The organism is Nitrospirota bacterium (assembly GCA_016195565.1).
Lineage (GTDB): Bacteria > Nitrospirota > Thermodesulfovibrionia > Thermodesulfovibrionales > UBA1546 > UBA1546.
Genome location: JACPZK010000024.1, coordinates 1 through 15,639, shown reverse-complemented (window position 1 = coordinate 15,639; position 15,639 = coordinate 1). Strand labels below are relative to the sequence as shown.

The window sequence follows — 15,639 nt, the reverse complement described above, 5'->3', positions numbered from 1 at the left end:
TCTGCTACTGACGCCTCATTCCTCAAGCCTGCCAATACCATTTTCTGCTTCTCTTCTGCGCTCCATTTCTTTCTTGCCATCTGCTTCCTCCTTCCGGAGGACTAACTTACCAGTTGTTCCTAATTTCGTCAAACCCTACACCATTGCCTCTGTATGTAAACCTAACAGTCATAATGCCCCTGCCGACACGGCCAATACAGTAAAACCGCTCCTCTTCTTTGCTATGATTCATATCTTCAACGATTACACGTTGAGGGTCAAGAAAAGCCCGTTGAGCCATTGAAAAAGAGACATCATGCTTTGCCTGATTGTCCCTGTCTTTCTCATCGTCCCACTCAAAGCGGGCTTCACCCATAGAAATAATATACTACAGATATGATAGAAATGGCAATATAAATATATGGCTATGTGTATGGGGAAGATGAGTATGACGCTTACGGAAAGAGCCGCTGGTATATTGACAGAAACTCATTCGCCATTGTGTCGTTGTCCAGCAGTTGAGCAAAAGCAACAGAGACAAGAAGCGTGATTGGACAAACCAGAGAGATTAACTCGCGTACTTGTTGTTCGGTGTAGTTACCAGCAATTTCCGTGGCGCTCATACGGCTTGCAACCTGAACAGAGCCACCGTGTGCATAGCCGCACATTATTCTCCAGACGTTCTGCTTCGTTGACTTAAGCAGCCCTTCTTCGTAACCTGGGACAGTCTCAATAGCCTGCATTAGTTCATCAATTTTAGGTGGTTCGCCGCCTTTAATGAACTTTGATAGTTCTTGTTCACTCGCGCAGCGATGAAACCAAACGCCTCGTACGAAACCCTCAAATTGAGGACGAAGCAGAGCGAAGGCTGAACCATAGTGCGGGGTGAGGTTCGATATTAAGAGATGTATTGCACCATGATGCTCTAAGGATAGATGTAACAGAGCCGCGGAGACTCTGTTTCTCGTAGAGTCACCGAGTGTCGCCCCATTTATACGGGCATTACACTCAGTAAGCAATTCCGCTGATGCTGCGATGTCGTGATCTATGGACATGAGAGCCATAACATTATTTTTTATGCCACACGCGGCTTTTTGTGATAATTTTATTTTAAAGCTCTATTAACAATCCTCACAATCTCCTTGTGAATCGCATCAATGCCTTTTGAGGCTTTAATTAATACCCTGCCCCTATGTCCACAGAAACATCTTTTAGTTTCTTATCAAATGTCCAAAATGGAACTTTGGTTAATATAGCTGAGGCAAGCAAGTGAATATCAATGTACCCCAAGCCTTTTCCCATTAGCAAATGATTTTCTATAAACTGCATTGTTTCCTCATGTTCAACGGATATTGCCATAGGGAGCGCATGCAGAAGAGACAATATTTCCGCCCTGTTTTTGAGATTGCCACAAGCCAGTTCGCCGATAATGAACGGGTGGCAGACAACGCGGCTGTCATTTAAAAGAGCTTCAAGCCTGATGTCCCCATGCCGCAAATGCTCCACCCAAACCGAGGTATCAACAAGAACCATTTTATGCGTTTGTCGCTCTTCTGCGAGGAATCATTTCCAGTTTGCTTTCAGTTCCCCCCAGTTTAGCGAGCCGTCTGGCGCTTTCTCTCGCTATAAGCGCTTCAAGCCCCAACTTAACCAGTGAAGTTTTTTCCTTAATGCCGGTTAATTTTGTTGCTTTTTCTACCAGTTCGTCTTCTATATTTAACGTGGTTCTCATGATTTCTCCTTTCTATCTTGCTATATTGTTATATGCATTAGTATGCCTTATTGATATGCATCTGTCAATAGTAGCAGAATTGTTTTGAGAGGGTTAACACCCTAAATCAGCGGCGGGGAGTATTATCAGAGTCGAAAGTCAAAGTGAGGCTATTTATTGAGAAACAAATCAAGCACGTGCCGCGCGTTCTTCGGATTCAGCATGAGTGCGCCATGTCCTTCGTCAGGATCTTCGATGGTCTCAATGACGGTTGCGCCTTGTTCCCGTAGCCATGCGGCTGTTCTTTTCATCCCTGGAATGCCATCACGGTCTTGAGCTACTGGATTTCCTTCGCGCGCACCGGCTACGGTTATCCAGCGTGTGCTTCGTAACGGGTGGTCACCGAATGCGCCATCGAGAATCGCGCGTGTTGGAGGGTAGTCGAGGCTGACACCGCCGGAGCTGGCGACGTTGAGTGAAAAGTAGTGTCTGCCCCGGCCCGCGTCAATAGCGGCAACGGCGTAGGAATTGGCGGAACCGCGACTGAAACCGTGCAACATTACCGTGCCGGGTTGCACGCCAAGTTTCTGGAGCGCAATATCAATTTCGCGGTAGATCTGCAACGGTGTGTAATAGGATTTGGTTGTATCGTCTGTGCCGATCCACCACTGCACGCTTACAAGCCCTACGTCGCTATTTTTAAGATGTGGATACCAGATGGCGAGGTCATCTGTGGCAAAACCCTGACTGCCATGCAGCGAGACAATCCAGTGTTTTGGATTTTTCCCGGTCGCTTTCCATACTACAATAAAGCTCTGGCCATCGGATGTGGGAATAATGTCAGGATTTAATTTTACGGCGTCTGCAAACCAGCGCCCGCTTTGCGCTCGTCGGTATACCTCCGCAGCATAACCGGTGAGTGTCACCATATTTGCCGACAAGGATTGCCAACACAACATAAGAACAATGAAAATTATGGCGACAATCTTAATGGACATCTTGCTAAATAGATTTCTCATAGTCTCCGCCTAACGCCAAGCTAAGGGGCGCGGCGGGTTTTTGCCGCGTCCCTCTTGAGCGAATTGTTATGCGTCTTCGTTGATATTCCCGTTAGTCTGCTTGCCTTTTTGCGATACCGTTAATCGTATTTCTTCAAGCTATAGAAGTAACTAAACGTGAATTTGGCTATGAGTAGGAGCCTTAAAATTACCCCGGATATGAAACCGATGCCGACCAATATATTACGATAAAAAAGCAATTCGATCATTATCGAAATCAACAGTAGTACAGCAGTAATTATCAGCAAACCTCTTCGTTCGAGAGGTTTTAAGTAGCCCCAAAAAAGAAGAACTGTCCAGCCAAACATAAACAGCGTACCGATATACATTGCAAAACGGTAATCTGTTCCCGCACCTTTAAAAGAAGAAATCAGGCTTGGAATACTATATCCAAGGCTGATAAGCAACCAATTTATTCCAACAATAAAGTCGGCGATTGTTCCAATGATAAAGCTGAGCTTAAGAAATAGAAGTTGATTGTTTCTAATCATGTCTTTTCTTGCTCCTTCTATTATCTTTCATAGCATTGCGCATAACAATTAATATCCGAATATTCGCCTTTTGCGATAATTTGATATAATATAGCATAAAACGAAATATTAATGAAGTTAAAAAAGCAATAAAATCAATAGGATAAGTTTTGCGGCATTTCGCCTTTTGTGGTAATACGGACTAAAAACGATATTCGTAAAATATAGGAAAAATCGTCCAACAATGCAGGCAGTCATCCCAAAATCTTATTTACAACACTCACAATCTCCCTGTGAATCTCAGCAATGCCCTTTGAGGCTTTTACCAATTTTATTCTCTTTGGTTCTTTTGCCGCAAGCTTGAGAAAACCTTCCCTGACTTTTTTGTGAAACTTTACATCCTCAAGTTCAAGCCTGTCCACTTTATTGATATGCTTGTTTCGCATAAGTCCTGTTTTCACATCAAGGTCAAGGAGTATTGTGAAGTCCGGCCTCATTCTGCCAGTTGCAATCCTGTCAAGAGAGTCTATCAGCTTAAGGCTTATGCCCCTGCCATAGCCCTGATACGCAGCAGTGGAATCGCTGAAACGGTCTGTGATAACAATCTTTCCTTTGCTGAGTGCAGGGATAATTTTTTCTTTTATGTGCTGAATCCGCGCTGCATTATAAAGCAAAAGCTCTGCCATATAATCCATTTTGTCATGTTTAGTTGAGAGAAGGACTTTTCTTATCTGCCTGCTGATAGGCGTGCCTCCGGGCTCTTCGGTAAGCGCTGCCTCGTATCCTTTCTTTCTGAGATATTCAGAAAGCAGCCTTGCCTGCGTGGACTTGCCTGTCCCCTCTATGCCTTCAAGAGAGATGAAAATTCCCTTTTTCAGTTTCTGTTTTCCGCCTTTCATTTTGAATACGCCTCTTTGAGCTGCATAAGCATCTGAAATATCTTTAATGCCTCCTCAATGCTCCTTGAGCCTGTGCCGCATGACGGCGTAAGGATTATCCTTGAAAGAATAAGGCCTGATGAGACTGCCTTTGACATTTTTTCCAGTTTCATGTCAAATTGTTTTCTTATCGAATCAAAAGTTTCTCGCCTTATCGCATCTGTTGTCGGCACAATCCCCCATGCAAGGCATCCTCCTCTTTCAAGAAATCTGTCAACATCATCCTTGTACATCAAGAGCGTGTCAAAATATCCGTATGCGTCAAAGTTCAGGATATCTATGCCTGTTCCCATCACAGAAGGCCAGTCGGCATTGCCGCAGCAATGTATGCCTGAAATGCCTCCATTGTCTTTTATCGTATCTGAAGCCTCTCTTATAAGCCTCATTGCATCATCAGAGTTTACGCCGAGATAGGCTGTGCTGCCGAGGGCAGAGAGTATCGGCTCATCAAGAAATATAATCACATTATCTGCAAACTGCTTAAGCATGCCTATCTGCCATCTGATCTTTGCCTTAAGAAGCATAAGCGCTATTTCCCTGAGTTCCTCATCAAAATAAACCGGCCTTCCATCAGCGTCTTTGAGTCCGAGCGTAAAGGTCAGAGGCCCTGTTACATGCCCCTTGAGAAACCCGAAAGGCGCTTTAATCATTTTGAGAAATGCATGAAGCCCTTTTCCATAATCATCAGAGATTGCAATCCTGCTTTCATCAGTGCATGACTCATAGAACCTTTCAAGCTCATCGCTTTTGTTTCTTTCAATCCAGACCAGTGCTTTTTCTGCATCTATCCTGATATAAGGCATTCCTTCCGAGTACTGAGGGATCATCCACTCCCTGAAGGACATCTTGGGAAGCTGGGGCCAGAAAGGAATGTCAAAAGTTTTGAGGATAAGCCTGCACGCCTCTTCAGCATCTTTGTGCGGAAGGCTTCCGATGCCTGTTGTTGAGAATGGTTTTGGCAGCATTTAAGAATGATACATTATCAGGTTAAGAAGTTGAAAGTTTAAAGTGAAAAGTGAAAAGTTGCAATCTCACTTCCTGCTCGATTACTTATACTTTTTATACTCCGAATTTTATGTAGTTTTCCCAGTAACCAAGCAGTTCCTTTGTTGCCTTAATATCTCCGAGGCAGTACCTTGCAATATCAAGATATCTCTTATCAGAAAAAAGATTTTTAATATCATATCCTGTTATGCCTTCTTCTTTCGGGCTTTTAATGCCGAATGTCTTGCACCACATATCAAGGCTGAACCTGCGCCTTGACGCTCCGTAAAATGTAAGCTGGTCCAGGAGGTCTATGTGAGCGCCGTTATACCTGTTGGGCATAAGGTCTTTTGTGGGTTTTATCTTGTGGACAGCGGAACGGATTAGAATGAAGGGGCAGTCAAAGCCCCTTCCGTTGAATGTGATTATCTCTCTATAGCTTTTAACCGTATTCCAGAATTTTTCAAGAATTTCTTTTTCTGTGCCTGTTTCAAATTTTATCCCGTTCTCTTCAAAAGGAGCGGTTTGTGTTTCAGGCGACTGGAAATATACCGCGCCTTTGTCTGTATCAGGGTTAAGAATGCCTATGGTGATGACTTCGCCTGTTAAGGGATAGAATGAAAGGCTTTCCTTGACATCCTTGATATCATCTTCTGTCTCTGCCCAGCTAAGCAGGTATTCCTTCGTTCTCTTGTCAAGGGAATCAAAGTCTTTGCCGCTTGTCTCTATGTCAAAAATTATGCGGGACATTCTTTTAATAAGTTAAGAGTTAATAAAACAAATTTAAAATTCAAAACTCAAAATTTAAATATTAAATCTTGAATATTGAATTAGTTGTTAATTATTAACTTTTAACTTTTTGTTATGCTGCCTTGGGCAGTTCTTTAAAAACCTTCCAGGTCTTAAGAAGGTCTATGGCCCTCTGGAGTTGAATATCCTCTTTTTCGCTGACCTCTATGGGCGCTGTTTCTTCGGGTGTCTTTTGCTTTTCCTCAAGCTGGTCATTCTTGAGATGCCTTTCAAGGTCCTTCTCTCTTACTACGGTATGTTCTTTCACGCCATTTTTCTGTTCCAATTTCACAATAATATCAGGCGTAATTCCTGTTGATTGAATAGAGATGCCTTTTGGCGTATAGTAGCGTGCTGTTGTAAGCCTTAACCCTGAGCCGTCGCTTAAAGGCACAACGCTCTGAACAGAGCCTTTTCCAAAAGTCTGCACCCCGAGTATGACAGCCCTGTTCCAGTCTTTAAGCGCTCCTGCAACAATCTCTGAGGCGCTCGCGCTTCCCTGATTTACAAGGACAATCATCGGAATAGCGCTGAACATCTTTGCCTTCTTTGCTTCCTGCTCAGAAACCTTGCCGTCTTCTGTCCGATACTCTCCTTTTTCACCGCTCCTGCCCTTTATGGATACAACAACCTTGCCTGCCGGCAGAAACTGGCTTGAAACATCAACAGCGCTGTTCAAAAGCCCGCCCGGATTGTTTCTGAGGTCCAGGATAAGTGAAGTTATATTCTGCTTCTCAAGCTTGGAAAGGGCGGCTTCAAGGTCATCCGCAGTGCGTTCCTGAAACTGGCTTAACTTCACATAGCCGATATTATTTTCTATGACCCTGGATTTCACGCTCTTCACTTTTATTACATCTCTCACAATCGTAAAGTCTTTTGTATCTTTCCAGCCCTCACGCATAATCGTAATTGCTACGGAAGTGCCTTTTAGCCCGCGCATCTTGCTGACAGCGTCCTGCAGCCCCATATCTCTTGTTGACTCTCCGTTGATCTTTATTATTTTATCTCCTGCCTTTATCCCTGCATTATAAGCCGGCGTATCTTCAATAGGAGCTATTACGGTCAGAACCCCATCCAGAACCCCATCCTTCAGTCCTATCTGTATACCGATTCCGCCGAACTCGCCTTTTGTGTCAAGCTGCATATCCTTATATGCCTCCGGCGGCATAAAAGCTGAGTGCGGGTCCAGCGAATTAAGCATTCCCTTTATTGCGCCATATACCAAATCCTTTGTCGTTACTTCTTCAACATAATTCTTCTTCACAAGAGAGAGCACCTCTGTGAATACCTTAAGATATTCATAACCTTCGCCCTCGGCGCGCATACTCCCGATCGACATCCTGCCTATGAAGACGCCACTCAAGGCAACTGTCAGAATAATTATCCATGTTAAAACAAATCTTTTCTTTTTCATTTTCTCCTTAACCCCCATTTCCTCCCTTACAGGCGTCAAAAAATTATCTCTTCTTTAACCACTGCATAGGGTCAAGCGGTTTCCCCTTATATCTTACCTCAAAATACAGGCCCGGCGCATTCAGGGTTCCTGATTCCCCGACCTTGCCTATGGCCTGCTGTCCTTTTATTATATCTCCAACCTTATAAAAAATCTCGGCTAAATTTGCATATAGGGTATGATAGCCTTCCCCATGACTTATTATAACAAGCTGGCCGTAACCTTTGAACCAATCGGCAAATACGACTTTACCGCCATGCACTACCTTTGCTGAGGTATTGTCAGCTGCTTTTATATGTATGCCATTTCTGAATACCGGCGTGTTGAACTGAGGGTCTTTCTGTGCCCCGTACGGGATTATAACCTTCCCTTTGACAGGCCATTCCAGCTTCCCCTTCAGATTGTGAAAGCCCTTTGCGGCATATGTCTCAGCTTCCTCAGAACGCCTTATTATCTCCATAAGCCTGTTGGAAGCCTCTTTTAATTCCTTCAGCATTTTTTCGTAAGAAGATTTTTCCTTTCTTACAGAGGACAGAAGCATTTCTTTGCCTCTTTTCTTTTCTGCAATTGCCTTCTCGTTTGCCTGTATCTTTTCCTCACTCTTTTTCAGTTCGGCGTGCAGCGTCTTTAAACGGCTTTCCTGCTCTGCAAGATTTTTTATGGTCTCTTTATAGCTGTTCAGCATCTTATGGTCGTACTCTGCCAGTTCCTTAATATACCTCCACCTTCTCATCAACTGAGCTATGTCCTCCGAAGTTGAAAGCAGAATCACACCATCGCCTGAATACCCATACTTCTGCATAACGCGAAGTTTCCTCTTAAGCCACTCTGCCTGCCTTTCGAGTTTTGCTCTGTTTACCGATATGTCTGCCTCAACCTTGCGTATCTCATTTTCCGTAACCTTTCGCTTTCCAATGTATTTTCTTAACTCCGCCTGAGTCTGGCTGAGGTCCTTATTCGTCCTGTCGAGTTCTTCAAGGACCGAATGCTCCATCCTCCTGGCTTTCTCGAGTTTTTCCTTGTGGGTATCTATTTCTTTTTGAAGCTTCTTGTATTCTTCCTTGGGATCTTTGGCGGCAGAAGCAGTGTCAGTGAATAGAAAAATTGATGCAAGATACAAGATGCAGGATGCAAGATAGAGAGCTTGTCTTTTTCGTGTATCATGTATCGTGCATCGTGTATCGTGCATCTTTTCAGGAGAATCTTATTCTTCCCAGCGCAATTACAGCGCCTCCTATGCCTAACAGCAATCCGGCAACAGGAAGGGCCGGGAAAGTTTCAATAGGGAATACAAGGATTTTCAGTATTGGGATAGCAGCGGTAACCTTATAAAACAGCACATAGTAAAATACGAACGCGGCTGCCATGCTTGCAATCCCGCCGAACATCCCGAGCACGCTCCCCTCTATAACAAAAGGCGCCCGTATGAATCCCCTGGTTGCGCCAAGAAGTTTAAATGTTTCTATCTCTTCTTTTCTCCTGTAAAACGCAATCTTTATGGTGCTGTAACATACAAAAATCACTCCTGCCGACATTATGATAATAAGAGATAAACTGCCTGCCTTTGCCATTCCTTTGATAGAGTGGATGGAATTAAGGAATTGTTCTCCGTACTCCACCTCTGCAATGCCTTTTATTTTTTTAATCTCTGCGGCAACCTTCTTAACGCTTGCGATATTGACGGATTCTTTCTTAAGCTTAATCTCAATTGATGCAGGGAGAGGGTTTTCGTCAATGCCCTCAAGAATATAATCTGCATTCTTTAAAACGCCTTTTAATTCCTCCAGCGCCTTATCCTTTGCTATATATCTTGCCTGTTCAACGGCATTATTCTTTTTCAGTTGTGCAATTATGCTTTCTGTTTCCTGTTCTGACAGCCCGTCATTCAGGTAAAGCATTACGGAGAACCTTGCCGGAAGTCTTTTTGTTGCCAGGTCTATGTTATAAACAACAAAAAATGTGAGTGTGATCATAAACAGCCCTGCCGCGATTGTCAGCACTGAGAGGAGGTTTATCCACTTTTCACGCCATAAGCTCTGGATGGCAAGTCTTAACGAATATAAAAGATACATTATCCTATCTCCTCTCCGACTATATTACCGTTGTCAATCCTGAACACTCTCCGCCCTGTATTCCTGTAAAGTTCCCTGTTATGTGTAGCGATAACAACTGTAGTTCCCCTTGCGTTTACACCTTTAAACAAGCGCGTAATTCCTGCCGCAGTGTCAGGGTCAACGTTGCCTGTCGGCTCATCAGCAAGCAGGATTGTCGGCTCTCCGACAATTGCGCGCGCAATAACCACTCTCTGCTGTTCTCCGCCTGAAAGAGCCCGCGGAAAACTGTCTGCCTTATGCCTTAAATTTACCATCTTCAGTGTTTCCATCACCCGGTCCTGTATCGCGCTGTCCAGCATGCCCCGTATGCGCAAGGCTATGGCAACATTGTCAAAGACATTCCTGTTGTCAAGAAGCCGGAAGTCCTGAAAAACCACCCCTATGTTTCTCCTTAAAAACGGAATGCTTGATTCCTTAAGCTTGCTTAAATCCCATTCCGCTATGGTTACGCTGCCCTCATCAGGTTTTTCCGAAAAATAGATAATCTTAAGGAGCGTGGATTTCCCTGCGCCGCTCGGCCCTGTCATAAAAACCATTTCGCCTTTTTCTATGGAAAAGGTTATGTTCTTAAGAGCCGCCTGCTTTTCATAAAGCTTAGTGACATTGGAAAAATGTATCATAATTTATCTCTTCAATCCCTGTTTAACAGTCCTTACAATATCCTCTGCTGTCAACCCGTATAATTTCATCAGTTCATCAGAAGGCCCGGAACAGCCGAAAGTGTCCTTAATCCCGATTCTTTTTACAGGCACCGGATAATTCTCAGCGAGGAATTCACACACCGCTCCGCCGAGCCCGCCTATAACAGAATGCTCCTCTGCCGTTACAATTAATCCTGACGCCCTCGCAGCCTCAATAACCGCATCATTGTCCAACGGCTTGACAGTGGGCATATTTATCACGCCTGCATCAATCCCCTCTTTTTTCAGCAGCTCCATTGCATCAAGCGAAACAGAAACCATTATGCCTGCCGCAATTATATTTGCATCTTTTCCTATATGGAATTTATGCGCCTTGCCTATTGTGAATTTATAGTCATCAGGCATAACCACAGGCACCTTGGACCTTCCAAGCCTGACATAAACAGGCCCGTAAAAATCAGCTATTGCCGCAATGACCTGTTTTGTCTCTATACCGTCCGCAGACACAATCACGGTCATGTTGGGAAGGACTCTCATGAGGGCAATGTCTTCTATGGCCTGATGCGATGCGCCGTCCTCGGCAACGGTAATCCCGCTGTGAGTTGCAACGAGTTTCACATTCAGGCTTGAATAAGAGATTGTCTGCCTTATCTGCTCCCACGCCCTCCCTGTCTCAAAAACAGCGAATGTAGAAGCAAAGGGCAGCTTGCCTGCAAGCGAAAGGCCGCCTGCTGTGCCGATTAAATCCTGCTCGGAAATTCCGATATTAAAAAATCTCTCAGGGAAAACCTTTGCAAATTTTGCTGTCTTTGTAGAGCCTGAGAGGTCTGCGTCAAGCACGACAACCTCTTTCCTTTTTTTGCCAAGTTCAAGAAGCGCATCTCCGTATGCATCCCTTGTAGCTATTCTTTCACCCATTATTCTAACTCCTTTAACGCCCTTTCCAATTCCTCTGAAGTGGGAGCCATGCCATGATACTGCACCTTTCCTTCAAAAAAGGAGACTCCTTTTCCCTTTACCGTCCTTGCAACTATCATTGCAGGCTTCCCTTTTATTCCCTCAGCCTCATCGAGAGCGCCAAGAATAGCCTTCATGTCATGCCCATCAATGTCAATTACATGCCATCCGAAGGCACTCCATTTTTCTGCAATGGGTTCAAGCGCCATTACATCGCAGCAATGCCCGTCTATCTGAAGGCCATTGTTATCTATGATTGCGCACACGTTATCAAGCCGGTAATGGGCTGCTGTCATCGCTGCCTCCCACACCTGTCCTTCTTGAGTTTCTCCGTCTCCTAAAATACAGTAAACACGTGAATTCATGCCGTCCATTTTCAGTCCCATTGCAATCCCGTTCGCAATGGACAGCCCCTGTCCTAACGAACCCGTTGATATTTCTACGCCCGGAAGCAGTTTTGAACATGGATGCCCCTGCAGGGGGCTTCCGATCTTGCGCAATGTATTCAGCAGTGACTTATCAAAATATCCTGAAAGGGCAAGAACCGCATATAACAGAGGCGCCGCATGGCCTTTTGAGAGTATAAATCTGTCCCTCTCCTCCCACGCAGGGTCTTTGGGATTATGCCTCATCTTGGAAAAATACAGCGCGGTTGCTATATCGGCTGCTGACAAAGAGCCGCCTGTATGGCCTGAGCCTGCCTCCGCAAGCATCTTCAGGATTTCAATCCTTACTGCCTTTGCCTGTTCTTTCAGAAATGCGATATCTTTTGAGGCAGAAACCTGACTCATTTTTTCTTCTCCCTTTGCATGATGTAATCCAGAAGAATATCATCCAGAGTTTTGTCTTTGATTTTTTTCATTTCAGGTTCAGCCATGCTTGCAACGCTTACCGGTTCTTCCTTTTTCTCTTCTTCTGCCTCATCGCCGGTATATTTTCCCGCAATCAATTCTTTGAGTATTGCCTTGTGCTGTTCCTTCATCAACTCCCTGACGCTTTTTTTGATGTCTTTGATTCCGATGAGGTGAGAATAGCTTATTTTTTTTGAAGCCAGGATTGTGCCCTTGAAATACAGAAGCGTAACTATGATAGGGTTGTTCAATCCGCTGTCCTCTGTCTGGACATGATAAACCTTTCCCTTGTAGGTTACGTTATTATTATAACCGACAAGCATTTCTATGAATATTCTCTCTGAGAGTTATTTGAAACAACTTTAAATTATTATATTACAGCAGAGGCGGAAAATGGAAGAGGAGGACTTAATTTTCATTCCTCACTACTCACGATAACCTTATTCTTCCCTGTCTCTTTTGCCTTATAGAGCGCCTTATCTGCTGTGAGTATAAGGTCTTTTGCGGTATGCGCATTGTCAGGGCAGGTTGAGACACCTATGCTTATTGTAACCTTCAAATTATGTGTCCCTTTTTCAAAAACAGAGTTTTCAATATTTTTCCTTATTCTCTCTGCTGCAATCCTTCCCCCGCCGGCATCAGTTGATGGGAGAAACACAGTGAATTCTTCACCTCCATAACGGAAGGCGAGGTCATTATCTCTTATAGAAGACAGTATACATTGAGCAACCCCTTTAAGCGCAGAATTACCAACAGTATGCCCGTAGGTATCGTTAATTTTTTTGAAATCATCTATATCCAGCATTAAGAGGGTAATCTTCTCGCCATACTTTTCAAAGTATGAAAACTCCCTGTCAATACAGTATCTGAAATGTCTCGGTGTATAAAGATGCGTCAGTTCATCGGTTATTGCAATGTGATAGAGCCGGGCATTTTCAAAGGCAATCGCTATATGACCGCTTATTGCCCTGATAAGCCTGAACCTCCGGGGGTCAAATGTTCCATCTATCTTTCTAACGCCAATAAGTGCAAGAGGGGTATCCCCCTTTGCAATAGGCATATATACCTGTTTTCCGTCTTCAGAGATATTTTCTCTGTCAAAGCCACTATTGAGCCAATCGTTTATAACCAATAGCATCGGGTCATTTCTGTTGACCTTTTTACGCATTATTTTGTCTTTACCTGCCATCAGGGTAAAGACCCTGTATCCCTTGTTGTCCTTAGGGAGTATTATATCAACCTCATCCGCACCAAGCGTATTTGCGAGAATACCAGCAACTATATGTTTTAACTCTTCTAAATCTATAGTTTTGCTAAGACGGTTTACCATTGTGTAAAGCAATGTGAGTTCGTCGTTCTGACTAATTATTTCAACAATGTATTTATCAATCTTCCTCGACAAAAATGGAATAAGAAAAACAAGGCAGGCTATTCCTGAACCAAAGACAATTAATTCTATTGATGTAATAAGCGAATATGTGTGTTTCAGGGAGTGGTCAATTATAAGTTTCCCGTTTATACGGTCTGATTTTGAATGACACCCATAACAGGCCTCTTCATTGTATAGGACCTTTACATTTCTATGCACCTTAATACCGTTGCTCATTGTAATTATGGCGTTTTCTGACGGCGCTGCATCTGCCTTTTGATGACAGCCCTGACAGGACTTTTCACCATGTCTGTCCAGGACTTTTCCTATCTCAGTTCTATCAGTAGAAAAGGCAATCCTGCCTGTCCTGTCCAGGATAAAAGCCTTTACTATTGAGTCGGCATTCTTCCCTATATTGTCAAAGGTGTCCTGCATTACATAGGGGTTTCGCATTAGCATAAGACTTCGCAGATTCGATTTTATTGCATCAGCCAGTTCCTGTGCCTTAATCTTGCTGTCATTAATCAGGCTGGTTCTGACCGTCAAGACAATAAAAACCATTGCCGCCATAATGGAGAGCGTCAAAAACCCCATGAGCCCTAAAAGGATTTTTTTCTTTAAAGGGTATGCCCACTTCACTTTTATCTCGTCTAATTCCTGCATCGCTGAAATAAACAACCTCTCTTACCTAAAACTCATATCTTAATTGTAAATAAATATTGTCATTCCTGTCCAATTGCCCGAATTGACTCCATCTCTCGCCTCCGCCGAAGATATTCCCACCAATTGCTGCCCAGATATGGTCTGAAAAATTATATCTAATTTCTGGGTTAATAGAAAAATCCCCACCTGATGGTCTATAGAAGTGATAACTGTTCACTCACGACCCTGAACAACCAATTCCGTCTCCAGTTGGATTGGATTTCTGAGGCAAAAGACGACTGGACACCTCTCTTGTGCTAATTTCTCTATCTTTCTTATTTCAGACTCTGGTGCATCGCTTTTAAGAACAGCGGTTATTTTTACTCCTTCAATTGGGAGATTATCGCTCAATCCAAGAACCCTTGAGAAATCTATCCTGTTTTCTGCAATAACCTTTAATCCATCAAGGGAAAAGTCTTCCATCGCTGCCACTGTGGCAAAGGTGGCAGCATAGCATGAGGCTAATCCAAAAAGGCAATAATGCATGGGGCCTGGCCTTGTTCCATTTCCACCCAGAAATGTTGGTTGTGTCATTTCAAAATTCATTTTTCCCTTCTCAAAGGCAATCTCTGCTTCAAACTGCGGGCCATCGCCCTCGTCTATATTCCATGTCCCTTCTATCTTTGTTGCTCTCTTTGCCCCATCAGGATTCTTTTTTACATTTTCAATTGTATCTCTAAGTTTTTTAAGCTCTACTTTATAAATCATGCTGTTCTCCTTGAAAAAATTTCAATAACATTAAAATTGTATCTTCCTACAGATATATTCCTGGCATTAAGGGTGTTTATGTGAAACATTTTTAGCTTTGACCTAATATATCTTTCATCGAAAAAGCTGCTTACCTCTTTGCCGGTTCTTACACAAGCCAAAAAGAGACCATTGTGTTGTAACACCCTGTAAATCTCAGAAAAGATATACTCTATCTCTGTTTCAGAAAAGCCTACAGGAAAAAGCAGGAATGAATATACGGCATCAAAATACCCATCATCAAAGGGCATGCCTTTACATATGTCATATTGAATCGGTACGACATTTTTCTTTAACGGAGAGGCTGAAATTCTTCTATTTAAAATGGAGAGAGCCTTGTGCGAATAGTCAAGAGCAAAGACGTTGAAGCCCTGCCTCCCAAAGAATATACTGTCTCGTCCATACCCACACCCAATATCAAGGATTCTCTTGACACCGTAATCCTTCATTATCTGGCAACACGTAATAGCAAATTTGCTTTCCCCTGCCCCGAAGTGTTCAGGGTCTATATCATAAAGCTCATCCCACGAACTTTGTTCTATTTCCATTATTTTCTGTCTTGTCATCGCTTATCTTTTTTTATCCCCAGTAACCTGAGGATTGTCATCATCGGTCACCAGTTAGTGAATCCGGACTGAAAGAGATTGAAACCAACAACCCCAGTCATTATTAGCCAGTATTTTGAATGATAATATGCAAGTGCAAGACTGATAAGGATAAAAGCTCCGGCAATTAACTGTCCTGCTCGACTTTTTCGGAACAACTATTTCGAGTTTAAAGTTAGTCCCACCAGATTTTCAAGTTTATAATAATTAGCCGGGATATCATATCCCAGCGCCTCATGCGGCCTATAGGTATTGTATTTTATCCTGTAGG

Annotated in this window: 20 protein-coding genes; all 20 read right to left on the bottom strand. The window is 43.4% G+C overall.

Going from position 1 to position 15,639, the window contains the following annotated elements; genetic code table 11:
* Nucleotides 1-106: 106 nt before the first annotated feature.
* A complete protein-coding gene (locus tag HY035_08230) occupies nt 107-355 on the bottom strand; it encodes a BrnT family toxin (protein MBI3378369.1) in 249 nt (82 codons plus the stop codon).
* Nucleotides 356-434: 79 nt separating this feature from the next.
* On the bottom strand, nt 435-722 hold the full coding sequence (locus HY035_08225) for a hypothetical protein (protein MBI3378368.1): 288 nt from the start codon (nt 720-722) through the stop codon (nt 435-437).
* A 433-nt stretch (nt 723-1,155) separates the two neighbouring features.
* Nucleotides 1,156-1,512, bottom strand: coding sequence for a type II toxin-antitoxin system VapC family toxin (locus HY035_08220; protein ID MBI3378367.1), 357 nt, complete (start codon nt 1,510-1,512; stop codon nt 1,156-1,158).
* A gap of 1 nt (nt 1,513) precedes the next feature.
* Entirely contained in the window at nt 1,514-1,711 is a 198-nt protein-coding gene (locus HY035_08215; GenBank protein MBI3378366.1) for a type II toxin-antitoxin system VapB family antitoxin, read from the bottom strand.
* Between the two features lie 149 nt (nt 1,712-1,860).
* On the bottom strand, nt 1,861-2,709 hold the full coding sequence (locus HY035_08210) for a hypothetical protein (protein ID MBI3378365.1): 849 nt from the start codon (nt 2,707-2,709) through the stop codon (nt 1,861-1,863).
* 119 nt (nt 2,710-2,828) lie between these two features.
* On the bottom strand, nt 2,829-3,239 hold the full coding sequence (locus HY035_08205) for a hypothetical protein (GenBank protein ID MBI3378364.1): 411 nt from the start codon (nt 3,237-3,239) through the stop codon (nt 2,829-2,831).
* Between the two features lie 233 nt (nt 3,240-3,472).
* A complete protein-coding gene (locus HY035_08200) occupies nt 3,473-4,117 on the bottom strand; it encodes a dTMP kinase (GenBank protein MBI3378363.1) in 645 nt (214 codons plus the stop codon).
* Nucleotides 4,114-5,121, bottom strand: a complete 1,008-nt coding sequence (locus HY035_08195; GenBank protein ID MBI3378362.1) for a hypothetical protein — start codon at nt 5,119-5,121, stop codon at nt 4,114-4,116. The genes HY035_08200 and HY035_08195 overlap by 4 nt, the downstream gene beginning before the upstream one ends.
* A gap of 94 nt (nt 5,122-5,215) precedes the next feature.
* Nucleotides 5,216-5,890: a ribonuclease H-like domain-containing protein gene (locus HY035_08190; protein ID MBI3378361.1), complete on the bottom strand. Its 675-nt coding sequence runs from the start codon at nt 5,888-5,890 to the stop codon at nt 5,216-5,218.
* 112 nt (nt 5,891-6,002) lie between these two features.
* Entirely contained in the window at nt 6,003-7,343 is a 1,341-nt protein-coding gene (locus HY035_08185; protein ID MBI3378360.1) for a S41 family peptidase, read from the bottom strand.
* Nucleotides 7,344-7,386: 43 nt separating this feature from the next.
* On the bottom strand, nt 7,387-8,571 hold the full coding sequence (locus HY035_08180) for a peptidoglycan DD-metalloendopeptidase family protein (protein ID MBI3378359.1): 1,185 nt from the start codon (nt 8,569-8,571) through the stop codon (nt 7,387-7,389).
* Nucleotides 8,572-8,575: 4 nt separating this feature from the next.
* Nucleotides 8,576-9,454: an ABC transporter permease gene (locus tag HY035_08175; protein MBI3378358.1), complete on the bottom strand. Its 879-nt coding sequence runs from the start codon at nt 9,452-9,454 to the stop codon at nt 8,576-8,578.
* The gene (gene ftsE, locus HY035_08170) at nt 9,454-10,116 is read right to left on the bottom strand and encodes a cell division ATP-binding protein FtsE (protein ID MBI3378357.1); all 663 of its coding nucleotides are present in this window, start codon (nt 10,114-10,116) and stop codon (nt 9,454-9,456) included. The genes HY035_08175 and ftsE overlap by 1 nt, the downstream gene beginning before the upstream one ends.
* Nucleotides 10,117-10,119: 3 nt before the next feature.
* Entirely contained in the window at nt 10,120-11,055 is a 936-nt protein-coding gene (locus tag HY035_08165; GenBank protein MBI3378356.1) for a transketolase family protein, read from the bottom strand.
* A complete protein-coding gene (locus HY035_08160) occupies nt 11,055-11,885 on the bottom strand; it encodes a transketolase (protein ID MBI3378355.1) in 831 nt (276 codons plus the stop codon). The genes HY035_08165 and HY035_08160 overlap by 1 nt, the downstream gene beginning before the upstream one ends.
* Nucleotides 11,882-12,268, bottom strand: a complete 387-nt coding sequence (locus HY035_08155) for a hypothetical protein (GenBank protein MBI3378354.1) — start codon at nt 12,266-12,268, stop codon at nt 11,882-11,884. Before HY035_08155 ends, HY035_08160 begins: the two co-directional genes overlap by 4 nt.
* 92 nt (nt 12,269-12,360) lie before the next feature.
* Nucleotides 12,361-13,977 (bottom strand): GGDEF domain-containing protein, encoded by a 1,617-nt coding sequence (locus HY035_08150; GenBank protein MBI3378353.1) that lies wholly within the window; start codon nt 13,975-13,977, stop codon nt 12,361-12,363.
* Between the two features lie 213 nt (nt 13,978-14,190).
* Complete coding sequence (locus HY035_08145; protein MBI3378352.1) at nt 14,191-14,724, bottom strand: OsmC family protein; 534 nt, start codon at nt 14,722-14,724, stop codon at nt 14,191-14,193.
* Nucleotides 14,721-15,311, bottom strand: a complete 591-nt coding sequence (locus HY035_08140; protein MBI3378351.1) for a class I SAM-dependent methyltransferase — start codon at nt 15,309-15,311, stop codon at nt 14,721-14,723. Before HY035_08140 ends, HY035_08145 begins: the two co-directional genes overlap by 4 nt.
* A gap of 65 nt (nt 15,312-15,376) precedes the next feature.
* On the bottom strand, nt 15,377-15,526 hold the full coding sequence (locus HY035_08135) for a DUF2892 domain-containing protein (GenBank protein MBI3378350.1): 150 nt from the start codon (nt 15,524-15,526) through the stop codon (nt 15,377-15,379).
* Between the last annotated feature and the right edge of the window lie 113 nt (nt 15,527-15,639).